16 protein-coding genes are annotated in these 15,815 nt (G+C 60.9%); 9 read left to right on the top strand and 7 right to left on the bottom strand.

Annotation, left to right across the window (positions count from 1 at the left end; all coding sequences use genetic code 11):
• Positions 1-37 precede the first annotated feature (37 nt).
• Positions 38-517, top strand: a complete 480-nt coding sequence (locus ABVN21_RS26855; RefSeq protein WP_150701560.1) for an NYN domain-containing protein — start codon at positions 38-40, stop codon at positions 515-517.
• A gap of 22 nt (positions 518-539) precedes the next feature.
• Complete coding sequence (locus ABVN21_RS26860; RefSeq protein WP_339555920.1) at positions 540-1,151, top strand: 3'-5' exonuclease; 612 nt, start codon at positions 540-542, stop codon at positions 1,149-1,151.
• A 121-nt stretch (positions 1,152-1,272) separates the two neighbouring features.
• Here the strand turns inward: ABVN21_RS26860 and ABVN21_RS26865 are convergent, their stop codons facing one another.
• Positions 1,273-1,728 carry an Lrp/AsnC family transcriptional regulator gene (locus tag ABVN21_RS26865; RefSeq protein ID WP_339555921.1) on the bottom strand — a complete coding sequence of 152 codons (456 nt, stop codon included), beginning with the start codon at positions 1,726-1,728 and terminating at the stop codon, positions 1,273-1,275.
• Between the two features lie 165 nt (positions 1,729-1,893).
• On the opposite strand from ABVN21_RS26865, the gene yedA reads away from it, so the two are divergent.
• Positions 1,894-2,823 carry a drug/metabolite exporter YedA gene (gene yedA, locus ABVN21_RS26870; protein WP_339555922.1) on the top strand — a complete coding sequence of 310 codons (930 nt, stop codon included), beginning with the start codon at positions 1,894-1,896 and terminating at the stop codon, positions 2,821-2,823.
• Positions 2,824-2,888: 65 nt separating this feature from the next.
• Positions 2,889-4,226 carry a DEAD/DEAH box helicase gene (locus ABVN21_RS26875; RefSeq protein ID WP_339555923.1) on the top strand — a complete coding sequence of 446 codons (1,338 nt, stop codon included), beginning with the start codon at positions 2,889-2,891 and terminating at the stop codon, positions 4,224-4,226.
• Positions 4,227-4,287: 61 nt separating this feature from the next.
• On the opposite strand, the gene ABVN21_RS26880 is transcribed toward ABVN21_RS26875, so the two are convergent.
• Together ABVN21_RS26880 and ABVN21_RS26885 are read right to left on the bottom strand one after the other, a co-directional pair.
• Complete coding sequence (locus tag ABVN21_RS26880) at positions 4,288-5,535, bottom strand: TIGR03862 family flavoprotein (RefSeq protein ID WP_339555924.1); 1,248 nt, start codon at positions 5,533-5,535, stop codon at positions 4,288-4,290.
• Positions 5,536-5,816: 281 nt separating this feature from the next.
• Entirely contained in the window at positions 5,817-6,737 is a 921-nt protein-coding gene (locus ABVN21_RS26885; protein ID WP_339555925.1) for a histone deacetylase, read from the bottom strand.
• Positions 6,738-6,811: 74 nt separating this feature from the next.
• Between ABVN21_RS26885 and ABVN21_RS26890 the strand changes: the two genes are divergently transcribed.
• The 3 genes from ABVN21_RS26890 (at position 6,812) to ABVN21_RS26900 (ending at position 8,947) form a co-directional block, all read left to right on the top strand.
• Positions 6,812-7,381 carry a GNAT family N-acetyltransferase gene (locus tag ABVN21_RS26890; protein ID WP_339555926.1) on the top strand — a complete coding sequence of 190 codons (570 nt, stop codon included), beginning with the start codon at positions 6,812-6,814 and terminating at the stop codon, positions 7,379-7,381.
• A 106-nt stretch (positions 7,382-7,487) separates the two neighbouring features.
• On the top strand, positions 7,488-8,357 hold the full coding sequence (gene tesB / locus ABVN21_RS26895; protein WP_339555927.1) for an acyl-CoA thioesterase II: 870 nt from the start codon (positions 7,488-7,490) through the stop codon (positions 8,355-8,357).
• Positions 8,354-8,947, top strand: a complete 594-nt coding sequence (locus ABVN21_RS26900; protein ID WP_339555928.1) for an HAD family hydrolase — start codon at positions 8,354-8,356, stop codon at positions 8,945-8,947. Before tesB ends, ABVN21_RS26900 begins: the two co-directional genes overlap by 4 nt.
• Before the next feature lie 88 nt (positions 8,948-9,035).
• Here ABVN21_RS26900 and ABVN21_RS26905 read toward each other — a convergent pair whose 3' ends face one another.
• The 4 genes from ABVN21_RS26905 to ABVN21_RS26920 form a co-directional block, all read right to left on the bottom strand.
• The gene (locus tag ABVN21_RS26905) at positions 9,036-9,995 is read right to left on the bottom strand and encodes an alpha/beta hydrolase (protein ID WP_339555930.1); all 960 of its coding nucleotides are present in this window, start codon (positions 9,993-9,995) and stop codon (positions 9,036-9,038) included.
• A complete protein-coding gene (locus ABVN21_RS26910; protein WP_339555931.1) occupies positions 9,996-10,889 on the bottom strand; it encodes a neutral zinc metallopeptidase in 894 nt (297 codons plus the stop codon).
• Between the two features lie 194 nt (positions 10,890-11,083).
• Positions 11,084-11,917 carry an aldo/keto reductase gene (locus ABVN21_RS26915; protein ID WP_339555932.1) on the bottom strand — a complete coding sequence of 278 codons (834 nt, stop codon included), beginning with the start codon at positions 11,915-11,917 and terminating at the stop codon, positions 11,084-11,086.
• A complete protein-coding gene (locus ABVN21_RS26920) occupies positions 11,901-13,649 on the bottom strand; it encodes an FAD-dependent oxidoreductase (protein WP_339555933.1) in 1,749 nt (582 codons plus the stop codon). Before ABVN21_RS26920 ends, ABVN21_RS26915 begins: the two co-directional genes overlap by 17 nt.
• A 175-nt stretch (positions 13,650-13,824) precedes the next feature.
• Here ABVN21_RS26920 and ABVN21_RS26925 point away from each other — a divergent pair, with 175 nt between their 5' ends.
• Together ABVN21_RS26925 and ABVN21_RS26930 are read left to right on the top strand one after the other, a co-directional pair.
• Positions 13,825-14,601 carry an IclR family transcriptional regulator gene (locus ABVN21_RS26925; protein WP_339555934.1) on the top strand — a complete coding sequence of 259 codons (777 nt, stop codon included), beginning with the start codon at positions 13,825-13,827 and terminating at the stop codon, positions 14,599-14,601.
• Between the two features lie 158 nt (positions 14,602-14,759).
• Positions 14,760-15,815 (top strand): Gfo/Idh/MocA family oxidoreductase, encoded by a 1,056-nt coding sequence (locus ABVN21_RS26930; RefSeq protein ID WP_339555935.1) that lies wholly within the window; start codon positions 14,760-14,762, stop codon positions 15,813-15,815.

Here is a 15,815-nt window from a genome sequence, read left to right on the forward strand (position 1 = left end):
TTGTGCCTGATCTTGCCTGCACCCGAGGGGATTTCCGGTGAAAAAAATCGCAGTGTTCGCCGATGTCCAGAACCTCTATTACACCGTGCGCCAGGCTTATGGCTGCCACTTCAACTATGCCGCGCTGTGGGCCGAGATCAGCAAGCAGGGGCAGATCGTCGAGGCCTATGCCTACGCCATCGACCGTGGCGACAGCAAACAGCAGCAGTTCCAGCAGATCCTGCGCAACCTCGGTTTCACCGTGAAGCTCAAGCCGTACATCCAGCGCAGCGACGGCTCGGCCAAGGGCGACTGGGACGTAGGCATCACCCTCGATATCATGGACGCCGCCGACCACGTCGACGAAATCGTGCTGGCCTCCGGCGACGGTGATTTCGACATGCTGCTCGAACGCATCATCAGCAAACACGGGGTGCAAGCGGTGGCCTACGGCGTGCCGGGCCTGACCGCCAACTCGCTGATCCGCGCCGCCAGCCGCTACGTGCCGATCGAAGGCGCGTTGCTGCTCAAGAATTGATTTTTACGGAGTTGAACCAGGTTTGGAACGCATTGCAGTCATCGACTTTGAAACCACCGGGATCTCCCCGAGCAGCAGCTGCCGGGCCACGGAAATCGCCGTGGTCATCCTCGAACAAGGGCGCATTGTCGAGCGTTACCAGAGCCTGATGAATGCCGGCGTACGCGTCCCGGCCTTCATCGAACAACTCACCGGCATCAGCAACGCCATGCTGCGCACCGCGCCCTCGGCCGAGCAGGTGATGAACGAAGTGAATGAATTCGTCGGCATCACGCCTTTGCTGGCGCATAACGCCGCATTCGACCAAAAGTTTTGGGACTTCGAACTGGGCCGGATCAAACGCACCCGCCTGCAAAACTTTGCCTGTTCGCTGCTACTGGCCCGCCGTCTGATGCCCGCCGCGCCGAATCACAAGCTCGGCACCCTTACCACATTCGCCAACTTGCCACACACCGGCAAGGCTCACCGGGCGATGGCTGATGCGGAAATGGCGGCTAACCTGACCTCGCATCTGGCCGAAGAGCTGCGCCACAAGCACGGCTTGCGCGACCTGTCTCATGACTTGCTGTGCAAGTTGCAGAAAGTGCCAGCGGCGAAGATCAATGAGCATTTGAAACGGCATCGCGGATTCTGAAATCACCGCAGTTCCCCTGTAGGAGCCGGCTTGCTGGCGATAGCGGTTCATCATCCAACATTCATGTCGACTGATATGCCGAAATCGCCAGCAAGTCGGCCCCTACAGGGTTTGTGTCGAATCAGAGCTTTCCATTCCCTTCCAACGCCCCCAACGGCACGCGTTTTTCGATGGCACTCGACAACACAATCGACGTCTTGCTGAACCCGAACGTGGCAATCCGGTTGATCAGATCCTCCAGTTCCGGCATCGAACCCACCGCCGCCTGCATGATCACGCACGGATCGCCGGTTACACGGTGGCATTCGGTCAGCTGTGGGATTTTGATCAGGTCGTCGTAGGCTTTCTGGTTGCCGTGCTGGTTCAGGCGCAGTTCGATCACGCACTGGATCGGAAGGCCAAGCTTGGCCATGTCGACTTTGGCCTGGTAACCAGTGATCACGCCGCAGGCTTCCAGTTTGGCCACGCGTTCGGCCACGGCCGGGGCAGACAGGTTGACCTTGCGCGCGAGGTCGGCGTAGGACGCGCGACCGTTTTCCAGCAGGGCGCTGAGCAGCATGCGGTCGTACTTATCCATCGGGCAGACTCCTGAACATCACTGACTTTCGAAAACACGGTTTATAGCGCCGAACTCCGTGTTTTGAAAAGTGTACCGATGCTTTAAACAGGTTTTGTAACTTATTTTTCCGCGCCAGCCTTTCTAGAATAGCCCTTCACTCGTCTTGCCTGTGAGCTGCCCGCCATGCCTGGTCCACGTCGCTTTCCCTTACCGTTAATCGCTGCCTTTTTCGCGTTGTACGTGATTTGGGGCTCGACCTACCTGGTGATTCGTATTGGCGTGGAGTACTGGCCGCCGTTGCTGCTGGCGGGGATCCGTTTCGTGATTGCCGGGACCTTGATGTACGCCTTCCTGCGTTGGCGCGGGGCGCCGGCACCGACCTGGGCGCAATGGAAAGCCGCGGGCATCATCGGTGTGTTGCTGCTGGCTTGTGGCAATGGCGCGGTCAGTGTGGCTGAGCACACCGGGGTTGCTTCCGGGGTAGCGGCGTTGGCGGTGGCGACGGTGCCGCTGTTTACCTTGCTCTTTGGCTATTTCTGGGGTGCGCGCAATACCCGTCTCGAATGGGCCGGAATTGCTCTCGGGCTCATCGGCATCGGCATGCTCAACCTCGGCTCCAACCTGCAATCGAGCCCGCTGGGCGCGGCGTTGCTGATCTTTGCGGCGGCGACCTGGGCCTTCGGTTCGGTCTGGAGCAAACACCTGCCATTGCCTCAGGGCGCGATGGCCAGCGCCGTGGAAATGCTGGTCGGCGGGGTGGTGTTGCTGATCGGCAGCGCAGTCAGCGGTGAGCACCTGGAAAAAATGCCGCCGATCGAAGGTTGGGCCGCGCTGGCGTACCTGACCTTCTTCGGCTCGATCATCGCGTTCAACGCCTACATGTACCTGTTGAAACACGTGCGTCCTGCGGCGGCCACCAGTTATGCCTACGTCAACCCGGCGGTGGCGGTGTTGCTGGGCATCGTGTTTGTTGGCGAGACCATCGGCATCGAGGAAGCGCTGGCCATGTTGGTAATCATCAGCGCCGTGGTGTTGATCGGCTTGCCGCAGTGGCGTCGTGCTCCGGCGCTGCCGAAGGTGAAGGTGGTGCCGACAGAATCTCGTGTGAATTAGGGTAAACTGCGCGGCATTGCACACTTGTTCCGCACAACCGCGCTGAATTTTCCTACGGTATTCCCATGACTTTCGCCACCCTTGGCCTGATCGAACCCTTGCTGCGCTCCCTTGAGACGCTCGGCTACCAGACTCCGACGCCGGTTCAGGCGCAAGCCATTCCGGCAGTGCTGGCCGGTCGCGACCTGATGGCCGCCGCCCAGACCGGCACCGGCAAGACTGCCGGTTTCGCGCTGCCGCTCCTGCAATTGCTGGCGATGGGAGGGCCGAAAGTCACCGCCAACTCGGTGCGCGCGCTGATCCTGGTGCCGACCCGTGAACTGGCCGAGCAGGTCCACGAAGCCGTGCGTCAGTATGCCGAGAACTTGCCGTTGCGCACTTACGCGGTGTACGGCGGCGTCAGTATCAACCCGCAAATGATGAAACTGCGCAGCGGCGTCGATCTGCTGGTGGCGACCCCGGGCCGTTTGCTCGATCTGTTCCGCCAGAACGCGCTGAAGTTCAACCAGCTGCAAACCCTGGTGCTGGACGAAGCCGACCGCATGCTCGACCTGGGCTTTTCCGAGGAGCTGGCGAACATTTACCGCGCGCTGCCGAAGAAACGTCAGACGCTGCTGTTCTCCGCGACCTTTTCCGACGACATCCGCCTGCTGGCCGGGCAAATGCTCAACGACCCACTGACGGTTGAAGTCAGCCCGCGCAACGTCGCTGCCAACACCGTCAAGCAGTGGATCGTGACGGTGGACAAGAAGCGTAAACCAGAGCTGTTTGTGCACTTGATGCGCAAGGGCAAGTGGAAGCAGGTGCTGGTGTTCGCCAAGACCCGTAATGGCGTGGACGCGCTGGTGGAAAAGCTTCAGGGCCTGGGCATCAACGCCGACGGCATCCACGGCGACAAGCCGCAGGCGACCCGTCAGCGTGCGCTGGATCGTTTCAAGGCGAGTGAAGTGCAGATCCTGGTCGCCACTGACGTCGCGGCCCGTGGCCTGGATATCGAAGACTTGCCGCTGGTGGTCAATTTCGACTTGCCGATCGTGGCCGAGGACTACATCCACCGCATTGGTCGTACCGGCCGCGCGGGCTCGACTGGCGAGGCCATTTCGCTGGTTTGCGCGGATGAAGTGAATCTTCTGTCGGCCATCGAGATGTTGACCCGTCAGACGTTGAAGCGTCAGAACGAACCGGATTTCGAGCCTGAGCATCGGGTGCCGGATACCGATGCCAGCGGGCAGGTCGTCAAGAAGCCGAAAAAACCGAAGAAGCCCAAGGCTTCGGGTGGCGGCGGCAAGCGCAACCTGGGTAAGTGGGTTGATAGCGGTGAAGTTGCGCCGGCTGAACCTTCGGTCAAGCCTGTGCGCAAAGTACCGGTGTTTAACACTGGGCCGCGTAAGCGCAAGCCTTAAGGCGCGTCAAGATTTGAGCTGCAAGCGGCAAGTTCACAGCGGTTAACTTGTAGCTTGCTGCTTATAGCTTGCCGCTGTTCCTAAGCCACTCCACCATCCCCATCCCCGCCGCCCGTCCACTGGCAAAACACGCGGTTAGCAGATAGCCGCCCGTCGGCGCTTCCCAATCCAGCATTTCCCCTGCGCAGAAAACCCCAGGCAATGGCTTGAGCATCAAGCGCTCATCCATTGCTTCGAACCTAACACCGCCTGCGCTGCTGATGGCTTCGTCCAGTGGACGGGTTTTCACCAGCGTCATCGGCAGCGCCTTGATCGCCTTGGCTAGCAATGACATGTCGCTGAAGGTCTCGGCAGGTGTCAGCTCTCGCAGCAGTGCCGCTTTTACCCCGTCGATCCCCAACTGACTGTGCAGATGCTTGGCCATCGAGCGTGAGCCGCGTGGTTTGCTCAATGCGGCCTGGATTTTATCCACAGGCCGACCGGGCAGGAGATCCAGGTGAATGGTCGCCGAACCATGCTGGTTGATCGCCTCGCGGATCGGCGCCGACAGGGCGTAGATCAGACTGCCTTCAATCCCCGTGCCGGTGATCACGCATTCACCGAGCCTCGGAACGTCGTCGTTGAGGCCGATGGCGATGTTTTTCAGCGGTGCTCCGGCGAATTTGCTGACCATCAATTCGCTCCAGGCCTGCACCTCGAAGCCGCAATTACTTGGCTGCAAGGGCGCAAGTCCTACACCGCGTTGCTCCAGTGGCAGCATCCACGCACCGTCCGAACCCAGGCGTGACCAGCTGCCGCCACCGAGGGCGAGCAAGGTGGCGTCGGCGTGTACGGTTTTTTCGCCTTCGGGGCTGGCAATGCGCAAATCACCTTGATCATTCCAGCCAAGCCAGCGATGCCGGGTGTGGATAACTACGCCGCTGTCGCGCAAGCGCTTGAGCCAGGCACGCAATAGCGGCGCGGCTTTCATGTCGGTGGGAAACACCCGACCGGAGCTGCCAACAAAGGTTTCGATACCCAGGTCATGTATCCACTGGCACAACGCGTCGGCGCCGAAGCTGCGCAACAGCGGCGCAATCTGCGGTGCCCGTTCGGCATAGCGGGCGAGGAACGCCGGGTAGGCTTCGGAATGGGTAATGTTCATGCCGCCGACGCCAGCCAGAAGGAATTTTCTTCCTACGGAAGGCATGCCGTCGTACAGATCGACCTTGATCCCGGCCTGGCTCAACACTTCAGCGGCCATCAGCCCGGCGGGGCCACCACCGATGATGGCGACTTGAGGGGGAAGGGCTGGCGAGGATTGGGTCATGGAATGAACTGCGGTCTGGCGGAATTGAGGCGGGCATTCTATCAGCCAAAATCTCTCTGGGAGCGGGCTTGCCCGCGATAGCGGACTGGCAGTCAGCAAAATGTTGAATGTGCTGGCGTCATCGCGGGCAAGCCCGCTCCTACAGGGAATGTGGTGGATTTGAACGCGTGATTAAAAAATGATCACAGTTCTGTAGCCCATGCCCCGTATGGCCTGTAGTCCGTTTCACTCAGGTTATCCACAGGCAGTTCCACAGGCATTGTGGGTAAAGCATCCACAACTCAGTGACAGCCTGATGACTGCCAGACCCGCTGCGCGCTGTGATGCAGGATGCCGTGGCGGCGGGCGAGGGCCTTGCGGTCCTTGCTGTAGCCGCCGCCGATCACGCCGACTACCGGAATGTCACGACCCAGGCAATGGCGCATGACGCTTTCATCGCGGGCGGCGACGCCTTCGTCTGTCAGCTTCAGATAACCGAGTGCGTCGTCCTTGTGCACATCGACACCGGCGTCGTACAGCACCAGGTCCGGCTGATAGAGCGGCAGCAAGTAGTTGAGCGCATCATCGACCACTTTCAAGTAATCGGCATCGCCCATGCCGTTGGGGAGTGGAATGTCCCAGTCGCTTTCAGCTTTGCGCGCGGGAAAATTCTTTTCGCAATGCAGGGAAACGGTGATGGCTTCCGACGTGTTTTGCAGGATGCGTGCAGTCCCGTCGCCCTGATGCACATCGCAGTCGAAGATCAGCACCCGGTTGACGCGACCGCTTTCCAGCAGGAAATGGCTGATCACCGCCAGGTCGTTGAAGATGCAGAACCCGGCCGGGTGGTCGTAGTGCGCGTGGTGAGTGCCGCCGGCCAAGTGACAGGCCAGACCATGTTCCAGCGCCTGCTCGGCCGCCAGCAACGAGCCGCCGACTGCCCGCACCGTACGCCGGGCCAGCGCTTCGCTCCAGGGCAGGCCGAGGCGCCGTTGGTCCTCGCGGGACAATTCGCCGCCCATGTAGCGTTCGATATACGCAGGGTCATGTGCCAGGGCGAGAATCTCTGGCGGGCAGAGCTCCGGGCGCAGCAAGTCGGCGTCGCGGGTCAGGCCGCTGTCCACCAGGTGATCGCGCAGCAGGCGAAATTTGTCCATGGGGAAGCGGTGATCCGCCGGGAACTCGGGGCTGTAGTCTTCGTGATAAATCAGCGGCAGCGGCATGATGATTTCGTACGGGAATGAGTGAAGGATCCTACCAGCGATGTAGACTTGCGGCACGGAAACGGGGGAATACGATGGAGCCGATATTGGAGCTTGCGAGCGCTCGACTGCTGTTGCGTCAGTGGCGCGATGAGGATTTGCCGGAGTTTGCGGCGATGTGTGCCGACCCTCAGGTCATGCGATATTTTCCGGCAGCCTTGAGTCGACTGGAAAGCGCTTCGCTGATCGGCCGGGTTCGCGGTCATTTTGCCGAGCACGGTTTTGGCCTGTGGGCGCTGGAGCGCAAGGACACCGGGCAGTTCATCGGCTTTACCGGGCTCGGCGTGGTCGGTTTCGACGGGCATTTCACTCCAGCCATCGAAATCGGCTGGCGCCTGGCGCGCAAACATTGGGGCCTGGGTTACGCCAGCGAAGCGGCATGGACCGCTCTGCGCTGCGGGTTTGATCGTTTGGCCCTGAATGAAGTCGTGTCCTTCACCGCTGACAGCAATTTGCCGTCGCAGAAAGTCATGCAAGCCATCGGCATGCACCATGACCCGGCCGATGACTTCGAACACCCGAATCTTGCCGTCGACCATCCCCTGCGGCATCACGTGCTGTATCGCATCAGCCGTGAACAATGGCTGCAAACCTTGCATGGATAACCTGGGCCGGACGTTTACAATAGCCCTCATGTTGGCCCGGGCCAGAAACTGAATCGACCGACGCAGCCAAGACTGCGCGGCATTGCGTTGTTTGAGGAGAGTCTGAATGAGCCAAGTGTTGGAAGATCTGGTCGACCTGCTGACCCTGGAGCCGATCGAAGAGAACCTCTTCCGTGGTCGCAGTCAGGACCTGGGTTTTCGGCAGCTGTTCGGTGGTCAGGTGCTCGGCCAGTCGCTGTCGGCGGCCAGTCAGACGGTCGAAGAGACGCGCCATGTGCATTCGATGCACGGCTATTTCCTGCGTCCGGGCGATGCCGGGTTGCCGGTGGTGTATCAGGTTGACCGGGTGCGTGACGGCGGCAGTTTCAGCACGCGCCGCGTAACGGCGATCCAGAAGGGCCACCCGATTTTCACGTGCAGCGCTTCGTTTCAGTACGACGAAGAAGGTTTCCAGCACCAGAGTGAAATGCCGCAGGTTGTCGGCCCGGAAAACCTGCCGTCGGAGCTGGAGATCACCCAGCAACGCGCACACCTGATTCCCGAGAAAATGCGCGAAAAGCTGCTGTGCCCGAAGCCGATCGAGTTCCGGCCGATCACCGAAAAAGATCCCTACAACCCACAACCGTCTGACCCGATCAAGTACGTGTGGTTTCGCGCCGACGGTGCCTTGGCCGACTCCCCGGCGCTGCATAAGTATTTGCTGGCCTACGCCTCGGATTTCGGTCTGCTGACCACCTCGATGCAGCCTCACGGCAAGTCGGTCTGGCATAAGGACATGCAGGTCGCCAGCCTTGATCACTCGTTGTGGTTCCACGCCGATCTGCGTGCCGATGACTGGTTACTGTACGCGATGGACAGTCCGTGGGCGGGTAACTCTCGCGGCTTTTCCCGTGGCAGCGTGTTCAACCGCGCCGGGCAACTGGTGGCGTCGGTGACGCAGGAAGGCTTGATTCGTCATCGCAAGGATTGGGCATGAGCCTGGCCGACGTGCGTCACTGGGTGTTCGACATGGACGGCACCCTGACGGTGGCCGTGCATGATTTCGCCGCGATTCGCGTGGCGTTGGCGATTCCCGCCGAAGACGACATCCTGACTCACCTCGCCGCGCTGCCGCCCGACGAAGCGGCGGCCAAACATGCCTGGTTGCTGGAGCATGAACGGGACCTGGCGCTCGGTTCGAAACCGGCACCGGGTGCCGTGGAATTGGTGCGTGACCTGGCCGCTCGCGGTTATCGCCTGGGCATCCTCACGCGCAATGCCCGCGAGTTGGCGCATGTCACGCTGGAGGCGATTGGCCTGGCCGATTGCTTCGCGGTTGACGATGTATTGGGGCGCGACGAAGCACCGCCAAAACCCCATCCCGGTGGTTTGCTGAAATTGGCGCAAGCCTGGGACGTGCCAGCGAGTGAGTTGGTGATGGTCGGTGATTACCGTTTTGATCTGGATTGCGGGCGAGCGGCGGGCGCGCGGACGGTGTTGGTGAATTTGCCGGATAATCCGTGGCCGGAATTGACCGATTGGCATGCGGCGGATTGTGTTGAGTTGCGGCAGATGCTGTCGGCTTGAGGCCCTTTCGCGAGCAGGCTCGCTCCCACAGTTGATCGCATTCATTGTGGGAGCCTGCTCGCGAAGGCATCGGACCTGACAACGCAGGTTATTGAGCAAACAACGCCTTCTGCCCCTCCGGCGACGTAAACATCCCATTCCCGTCATGCCCCACACCGGGCACCTCGATCAGCCGCTGATTCAACCCCTGCGGTTGCAGCCGCTTTAGATAATCAAAGTAAAAACGCCCACGGGCCAATCGATTCGCGCCCTGGGCCTTGGCTTCGCAACTTTTATCCAGTGCCGGATGATTCGGGTCGTTGTCCTGCTGCCCCAGCAGATAAACGATGTCGCGCTTGAGGTATTTTTCCTGCAATTGCGCGGGCGTTTGTCCTTCGGCGTAGGCAGGCAAGTCTGTCAGCCCGTACTTCCAGCGATTGAATTGCGGACATCCGGCGTGGTTGAAGGCCACCGGCCGGCGCTCATCGAAGTAGGCGTATGACGACGGATTGGCGATCACGTAGCGCACCTTCACACCCGCGGCTTCGAGTGCCGACAGATCGTGGCCGAGCAAGGCGTAGCGTTGCACCACCTGAGCGCCGCCGGAGTGCCCGGCGATGATGATTTGCTTCACATCCGAAAACTGCTGGCGATCACTCAGTCGAGCGATGATTTCGTCCAGCGCCTCGTAGGAACTCAAACGAAACGGCGCGGTGGATTCGCCCCCGGCCATCCATTCATTGCCCTGCCAGCGCAAAACCGTGTCAGACACCGGATGCAGCGCAACGTCGGTTTCATTGAGAAATTGCGGAGCGATCACCAGGGTCGTCGCACTTTGTCCGGCCAGTTCGACCGCGTGTTCGCCGGTTTGCAGATAGGTTTGTGCATTGCGCGGGCGGCCGTGGATGATGATCAGCACGCGTTCGATTTTCGCCGGGGCGGGACTGATGCCCACCGCCATTTCACCTGATTTCAACAACAGGCGCCCGGGGCTGATGTCCTTGACCCCCGGCTCGGCAGCCTGGGTACTTGCGCAAGTGATCAGCAACGCCAACAGCCATTTTTTCATTTACAGATTTTTCGCCGAAAAGGTATCGCACTGGCCAACCTGGCCTTGGGCGAATCCGGTTTTGAACCAGCGCACCCGTTGCGCCGACGTACCATGGGTAAACGAGTCAGGCACCACGCGACCCTGACCCTGTTGCTGCAAACGATCGTCGCCAATGGCATTGGCGGCGTTCAGCGCTTCTTCGATGTCGCCCGGTTCGAGCCAGTTCAGCCGTTGCTGCGCATTATTGGCCCAGACCCCAGCCAGGCAATCAGCCTGCAACTCCTGACGCACCAGCAAACCACCGTCGCCTTCCATTTGCCGGCCTTGTTGGCGGGCTGTCTGAATTTTCGCGGAAACGCCGAGCAACGTCTGAACGTGGTGTCCGACTTCGTGAGCGATCACGTAGGCCTGGGCGAAGTCACCGGCGGCGGCAAAGCGCTGTGACATCTCCTGGAAGAAACTCGTATCCAGGTAGACCTTCTGGTCCGCCGGGCAATAGAACGGGCCGGTGGCCGACGTCGCCAAGCCGCAAGCCGAATTCACGCGGTTGCTGAACAACACCAGGGTCGGGTCTTTGTATTGTTTGCCGGCCTGCTGGAAAATCTGCCGCCAGGTGTCTTCGGTATCGCCGAGGATCGAACGCACGAATTCGGCCCCTTCATCATTGGCCGGTGGTGCCTTGCGGGTCTGGTTGGTGGCGGGCGCCGACTGCTCGCTCATCTGGCCCGTCAACTGACCGAGGATCTGCAGCGGGTCCTGGCCGGTGATCCAGCCGATCCCGACAATCAGGATGATCGCGGTCAGGCTCAGGCCTTTGCCGCCACCAAAACGCATCCCGCCGCCACCGCCGCCAACATCATCGCCACGGGCGTCGACCACGTTGTCGCTGCGTCGGCCTTTTTTCCATAGCATGTGGGAATCCTCAGGTTGTCCGTGCGATGAGTGTTGCTGCCAAGTGGGAGCGGCGCCAGTCCGGTCGTCCGGCTTTTCCTGCGCATGCTGTTGTTCCCGACAACCCCTGACGGAGTGCCGAGAACGATTCAGGCTTGTATTGAACACGGATTCCCCATCGAATTCCGTCGCACGATGGGTTTTTATACGGGGCCTTACTTGTCGAACGCGTCCCACACAGGCGCAAAGTCCGGGCTGACCTGACGCTCGCGCTTGGACAGGTTGGCAATCATTGCACGATCATCGTCATCCAGTTGCACTTGCAGCGCCGCCAGGTTGGCCAACTGATTGGCCTCGCTGCTGGCCTTGGGAATGGCAGCCACGTTTGGCTGATCCAGCAGCCATTTGAGTGCGACCTGGGTCGGCAGCACGCCGTGTTTGGCGGCGATCTGCAGGATTTCCGGGACATCCGAAACCTTGTTGCGTGCCAGCGGCGTGTAGGCCGTCAGCGCCAGATCGTGTTGACGGGCGTAATCGAGCAAGGCGTTTTGTCCGAGCAGTACGTGGTATTCGACCTGAATGGCTGACAGCGGCGCGCCCAGTTCTTCGACGACTTTGCGCAACAGTGGCAGTGGAAAATTCGCCACGCCAATGTTGCGCGCCAGGCCTTGCTCCTTGAATGACACCAGGGTTTCGATGGTCTTCGGCAGGTCCCAGTCGGTGGTCGGCCAATGGATCATGAATAAATCGACGTAATCGCTGCGCAAGGCCTTGAGGCTGCGGTCCATGGAATGGCGCATGGCGTCAGGGTGCAACTGGTCCCACCAAACCTTGCTGGTGACGTGAATTTGCTCGCGCGGCGTAGGACTGTTCACTAGCGCCTGACCGACCGCGTCTTCGTTGTTGTAGGCCGCCGCCGTATCGATGTGTCGATAGCCGAGTGCGAGGGCCTGTTCCACGGCGCGTGTGCATTCCTCACCGAGCATTGGCCAAGTGCCGAGGCCCAGCTTGGGCATGTTCAAACCCTGTGCATTAACGATGTGCTGCATGGTCGATCTCCTTTTCATAAGCGCTGATACCGGCGATATGGCGCGCGGCGATGAAGCCGAAGGTCAGCGCCGGGCCGATGTTGATGCCGCCGGCGGGGTAGTGCCCGCCCATGATGCTGGCCATATCGCCGCCCGCCGCGTACAGCCCGGCGATGGCCTGGCCGGTTTCGTCGAGGGCTTGGGCGTGCGCGTTGACCTTGAGACCGGCGAAGGTGCCGAAGCAGCCGGGCTGGACCTTCACGGCATAGAACGGACCGTGTTCGATGGGCGCGACGCAGGGGTTGGGGTGCTGTAACGCGTCACCTTGTTTGCGGTTGTAAGGCGTCGAGCCGCGACCGAACTGTGGATCTTCGCCGTGGCTGGCGTGGCGGTTGTAGTCCGCCACGGTGGTGCGCAAGCCGATGGGGTTGATGCCGCAGACCGACGCCAGTTCCTCGAGGGTATTGCCGGTTTTCAGATACCCGCTGCGGATAAAGGACGACACCGGGAGCGGAAACGGCCGAGAGATGCCCAGGCCATAACGACGCTGAAACCCATGGCTGCAAATCAGCCACGAGGCGACTTCTTCCCCCGGCGGGGCGGCGGCGACCATGGCCGTGACGTAGTCGTAGTAGCCGTTGGCTTCGTTGACGAAACGCTGGCCGTTGCTCAATACGCCGATGATCCCTGGCTTGCCGCGTTCGATAATGTGCGGGAAATGGCCCGTGCTGCCGTCGCTGTGTGGTACCTGCGAAACCGGCGCCCAAGCGACTGGGGACGCCAGGTCGGTATTCACTTGGGCGCCTGCGCTTTCTCCCAACCGCAGCCCGTCGCCGGACACCGCCAGCGGCGGCAAGGCGAGATGTTCGTTGCCGGTGGGCGTGCGCGGGAACAAGGCTTTGCGCCGCTCGATGTCATTGGCGAAACCGCCAGCCGCGAGCACCACGGCTTTACGCGACTTAATGCTCACCGGCCCTTTGGCGGTGTTGACCACCGCGCCGCACACCTGATTGTTCTCGCGCAGTAGTTCGGTGACCGGCGCCGATTCCCAGAGCAATACACCAAGGTCTTCGGCGGATTTCGCCAACCGTGCCACCAGCGCAACACCGTTGACCAAGTGCATCGCCCGACCATGGATGGCAAGGTCGAGCAGGTGGCGAGTGAAACGCCGGGTGACGTGCCAGGCCGCCGACAGTGAACGTGTCAGGTTGAGAAATGCGGTGAGGTCCGCGCCCGCCATGATCGGCATGCCCATGAAAGACGTTTCCCGCATGGTTTTGCGAAGACGCTTAAGCAATTTGCCGACTTTTCGCCCGTCGTAGGGCGCGGCGATCACCGAGCGTCCACCGGTGCCAGCGCCGGGCGTGTCGCCATGTATATCGGCAATGGCGTTGCCGTCGGCGAATTGCAGCGACGTGTATTCCTCGAAGAACGCAACCATTTGCGGGCCGGCTTCGAGGAAGGCGTCGATCATCGCCGGGTCATAGTGCTCGCCCAATTCGTGTTTCAGATAAGTGCGCGGCAGTTCCACGTCCTCGACGATGCCGGCGCGACGAGCCAACGGGTTGCAGGGCACCCAGGCCCAACCACCGGACCAGGCGGTTGCACCGCCAAACACCGGGTCCTTTTCTACAACGATGACTTTCAAGCCATGCCACGCCGCGGTAACCGCTGCGGACAGCCCGGCCGCACCGGAGCCGACGATCAGCACATCGCAATCGACGTCGGGGAGAAGGTGCGGTTCGGCAGACATGGTATGAGCTCCAGCGGATTATTGTTTTGGAATCGGGTTCCAAAAAATATAAGAGTCTGTCTTTGCCGGGCAAGCTTGAGCCGAATAAAACGGGCGGTTATCGGACATTCAGTTCCAGATTTCGCATTCGTGCGGTTGTCTTCTAGAATCGACAAAATTTTGCGGAAACCTCCCCATGGCCGGCAGTCAGATCGAACGTGTTTTCAGTGTGCTTGAAAGCCTCACCAGCGACCCGCGTGGCCTGCCGATGCAGGCCTTGGCGGAGCAACTGGACATCCCTAAAAGCGCAACCCACCGGCTGCTCGCCGAGCTGATCCGGCTGGGTTATGTGCGGCAGAATCCGGAGAACCTGCGTTACCACTTGTCGACCAAACTGGTGGCGATGGGGTTCCGTTATCTGTCGAGTAGCGGCGCCGATATCGTGCAGCCGGTGCTCGATCGCCTGGCTCAGGAGACCGGCGAATTGGTGCGTCTCGGAGTGATCGAAGGCGAGAGGCAGACGTGGATCGCCAAGTCCCAGGGTGCCCGATCCGGCCTGCGTTACGACCCGGACATGGGCCGCGATGCGCCATTGTTCTATACCGCTTCGGGCCATGCGTGGCTGGCGTGCATGAGCGATGCCGAGGCCTTGTCGCTGGTCGAGCGCCAAGCGGCGGACCGGCCGCTGGAGCTGGGACCGAATGCGCCGCGTTCCAATATTGAGCTGCTTGAACGCCTGCGCCTGGCACGGGAGCAGGGTTACGCCTGTGTTGAGGAAAGCTCGGCGGTGGGTACTTCGGCCATTGCCGCAGTGGTGCGCCATCCAGGGGATGGGCGGGTGATCGGCGTGCTCAGCATCGCCGGGCCGAGTGCGCGGATGCCGGGGGCGAGGCTGCATGAATTGGCGCCGTTGTTGTTGGCGTTTACGGATGAATTGTCGGCGGCGAGTCTGGCTTCAGAGCTATTCAGCTGAGGCCTGCATAAAAGCCCGCTCCTAGAGTAGATTTTCATTTGCCTACGAAGCTGTGCGCTGTTCGAACAGTTTCAGTCCATGCTTGTGTAAGAATCTGGAACCAGGTTCTAAATTATTGGAATTCACCCTTCCAACAATAACCACAAGAGGACCGCGACATGAATTCGCCCCTTCACATCGCCCTGATCGGTGCCGGCAACATGGGTCAGCAGCATTACCAGCATTTGAAAACCCTGACCGAAGCAGCCCTGTGCGCAGTGGCCGATCCCGGGCCGCAAGCGGCTGCTCTTGCGGCCGAATGGGGTGTGGCGTATTTCGCCGATCACCGTCAGATGTTGCAGCAGGCGAGGCCGGATGCGGTCATCGTTGCCAATCCGAACACGCTGCACGTCAGCACCGCCCTCGATTGCCTCGCGGCGGGCGTGCCGGTGCTGCTGGAAAAACCGGTGGGCGTGCACATAGATGAAGTCCGCGAGTTGGTGGCGGCTTCGAAGGCCACGGGTGTGCCCGTGCTGGTGGGCCATCACCGTCGGCACAATCCCTTGATCGTCCGCGCCCATGAACTTGTCCACAGCGGCGCCCTGGGCCGATTGACCACGGTCACGGCGCTCTGGCAGTTGCGCAAGCCCGACAGCTATTTCGAGATTCCCTGGCGTCGCGAGGCCGGTGCGGGAATGTTGCTGACCAATCTCATCCACGACCTCGATCTGCTGCGGCATTTGTGCGGCGAAGTGCGTCAGGTCCAGGCCATCACCAGCAATGCGATTCGCGGGTTCGCCAATGAAGATTGCGCCGCGGTGTTGCTGCAATTCGACAACGGCGCGCTGGGCAGTCTGACCGGTTCCGATGCGGTGGCGGCACCCTGGAGTTGGGAGTTGGACTCAGGGGAAAACCCGGTGTATCCGCGTCAGGCTGATCAGCCTTGCTACTTGCTGGCCGGGACGGGCGGGGCACTGAGCATTCCGCAACTCAAGCGCTGGCAGTACACGGAAGCCGACGGTGGCTGGCATGAGTCGTTGGTGCAGACGGAAGAAACGTTCAGTGCCGATGAAGCCTTGCGTTTGCAATTGCAGCACTTCGTGCGCGTCGCGCGCCGGCAAGTCGAACCCTTGGTGAGCGTCGCCGATGCCGCCCGCACACTGGCGTTGATCGAAGCCATCCGCGAGGCCGCCGAAACCGGCCGCGCTTGCGCACCATCCTTGATCGAGGGCTAA

The sequence above is a fragment of the Pseudomonas sp. MYb327 genome (assembly GCF_040438925.1).
GTDB lineage: Bacteria > Pseudomonadota > Gammaproteobacteria > Pseudomonadales > Pseudomonadaceae > Aquipseudomonas.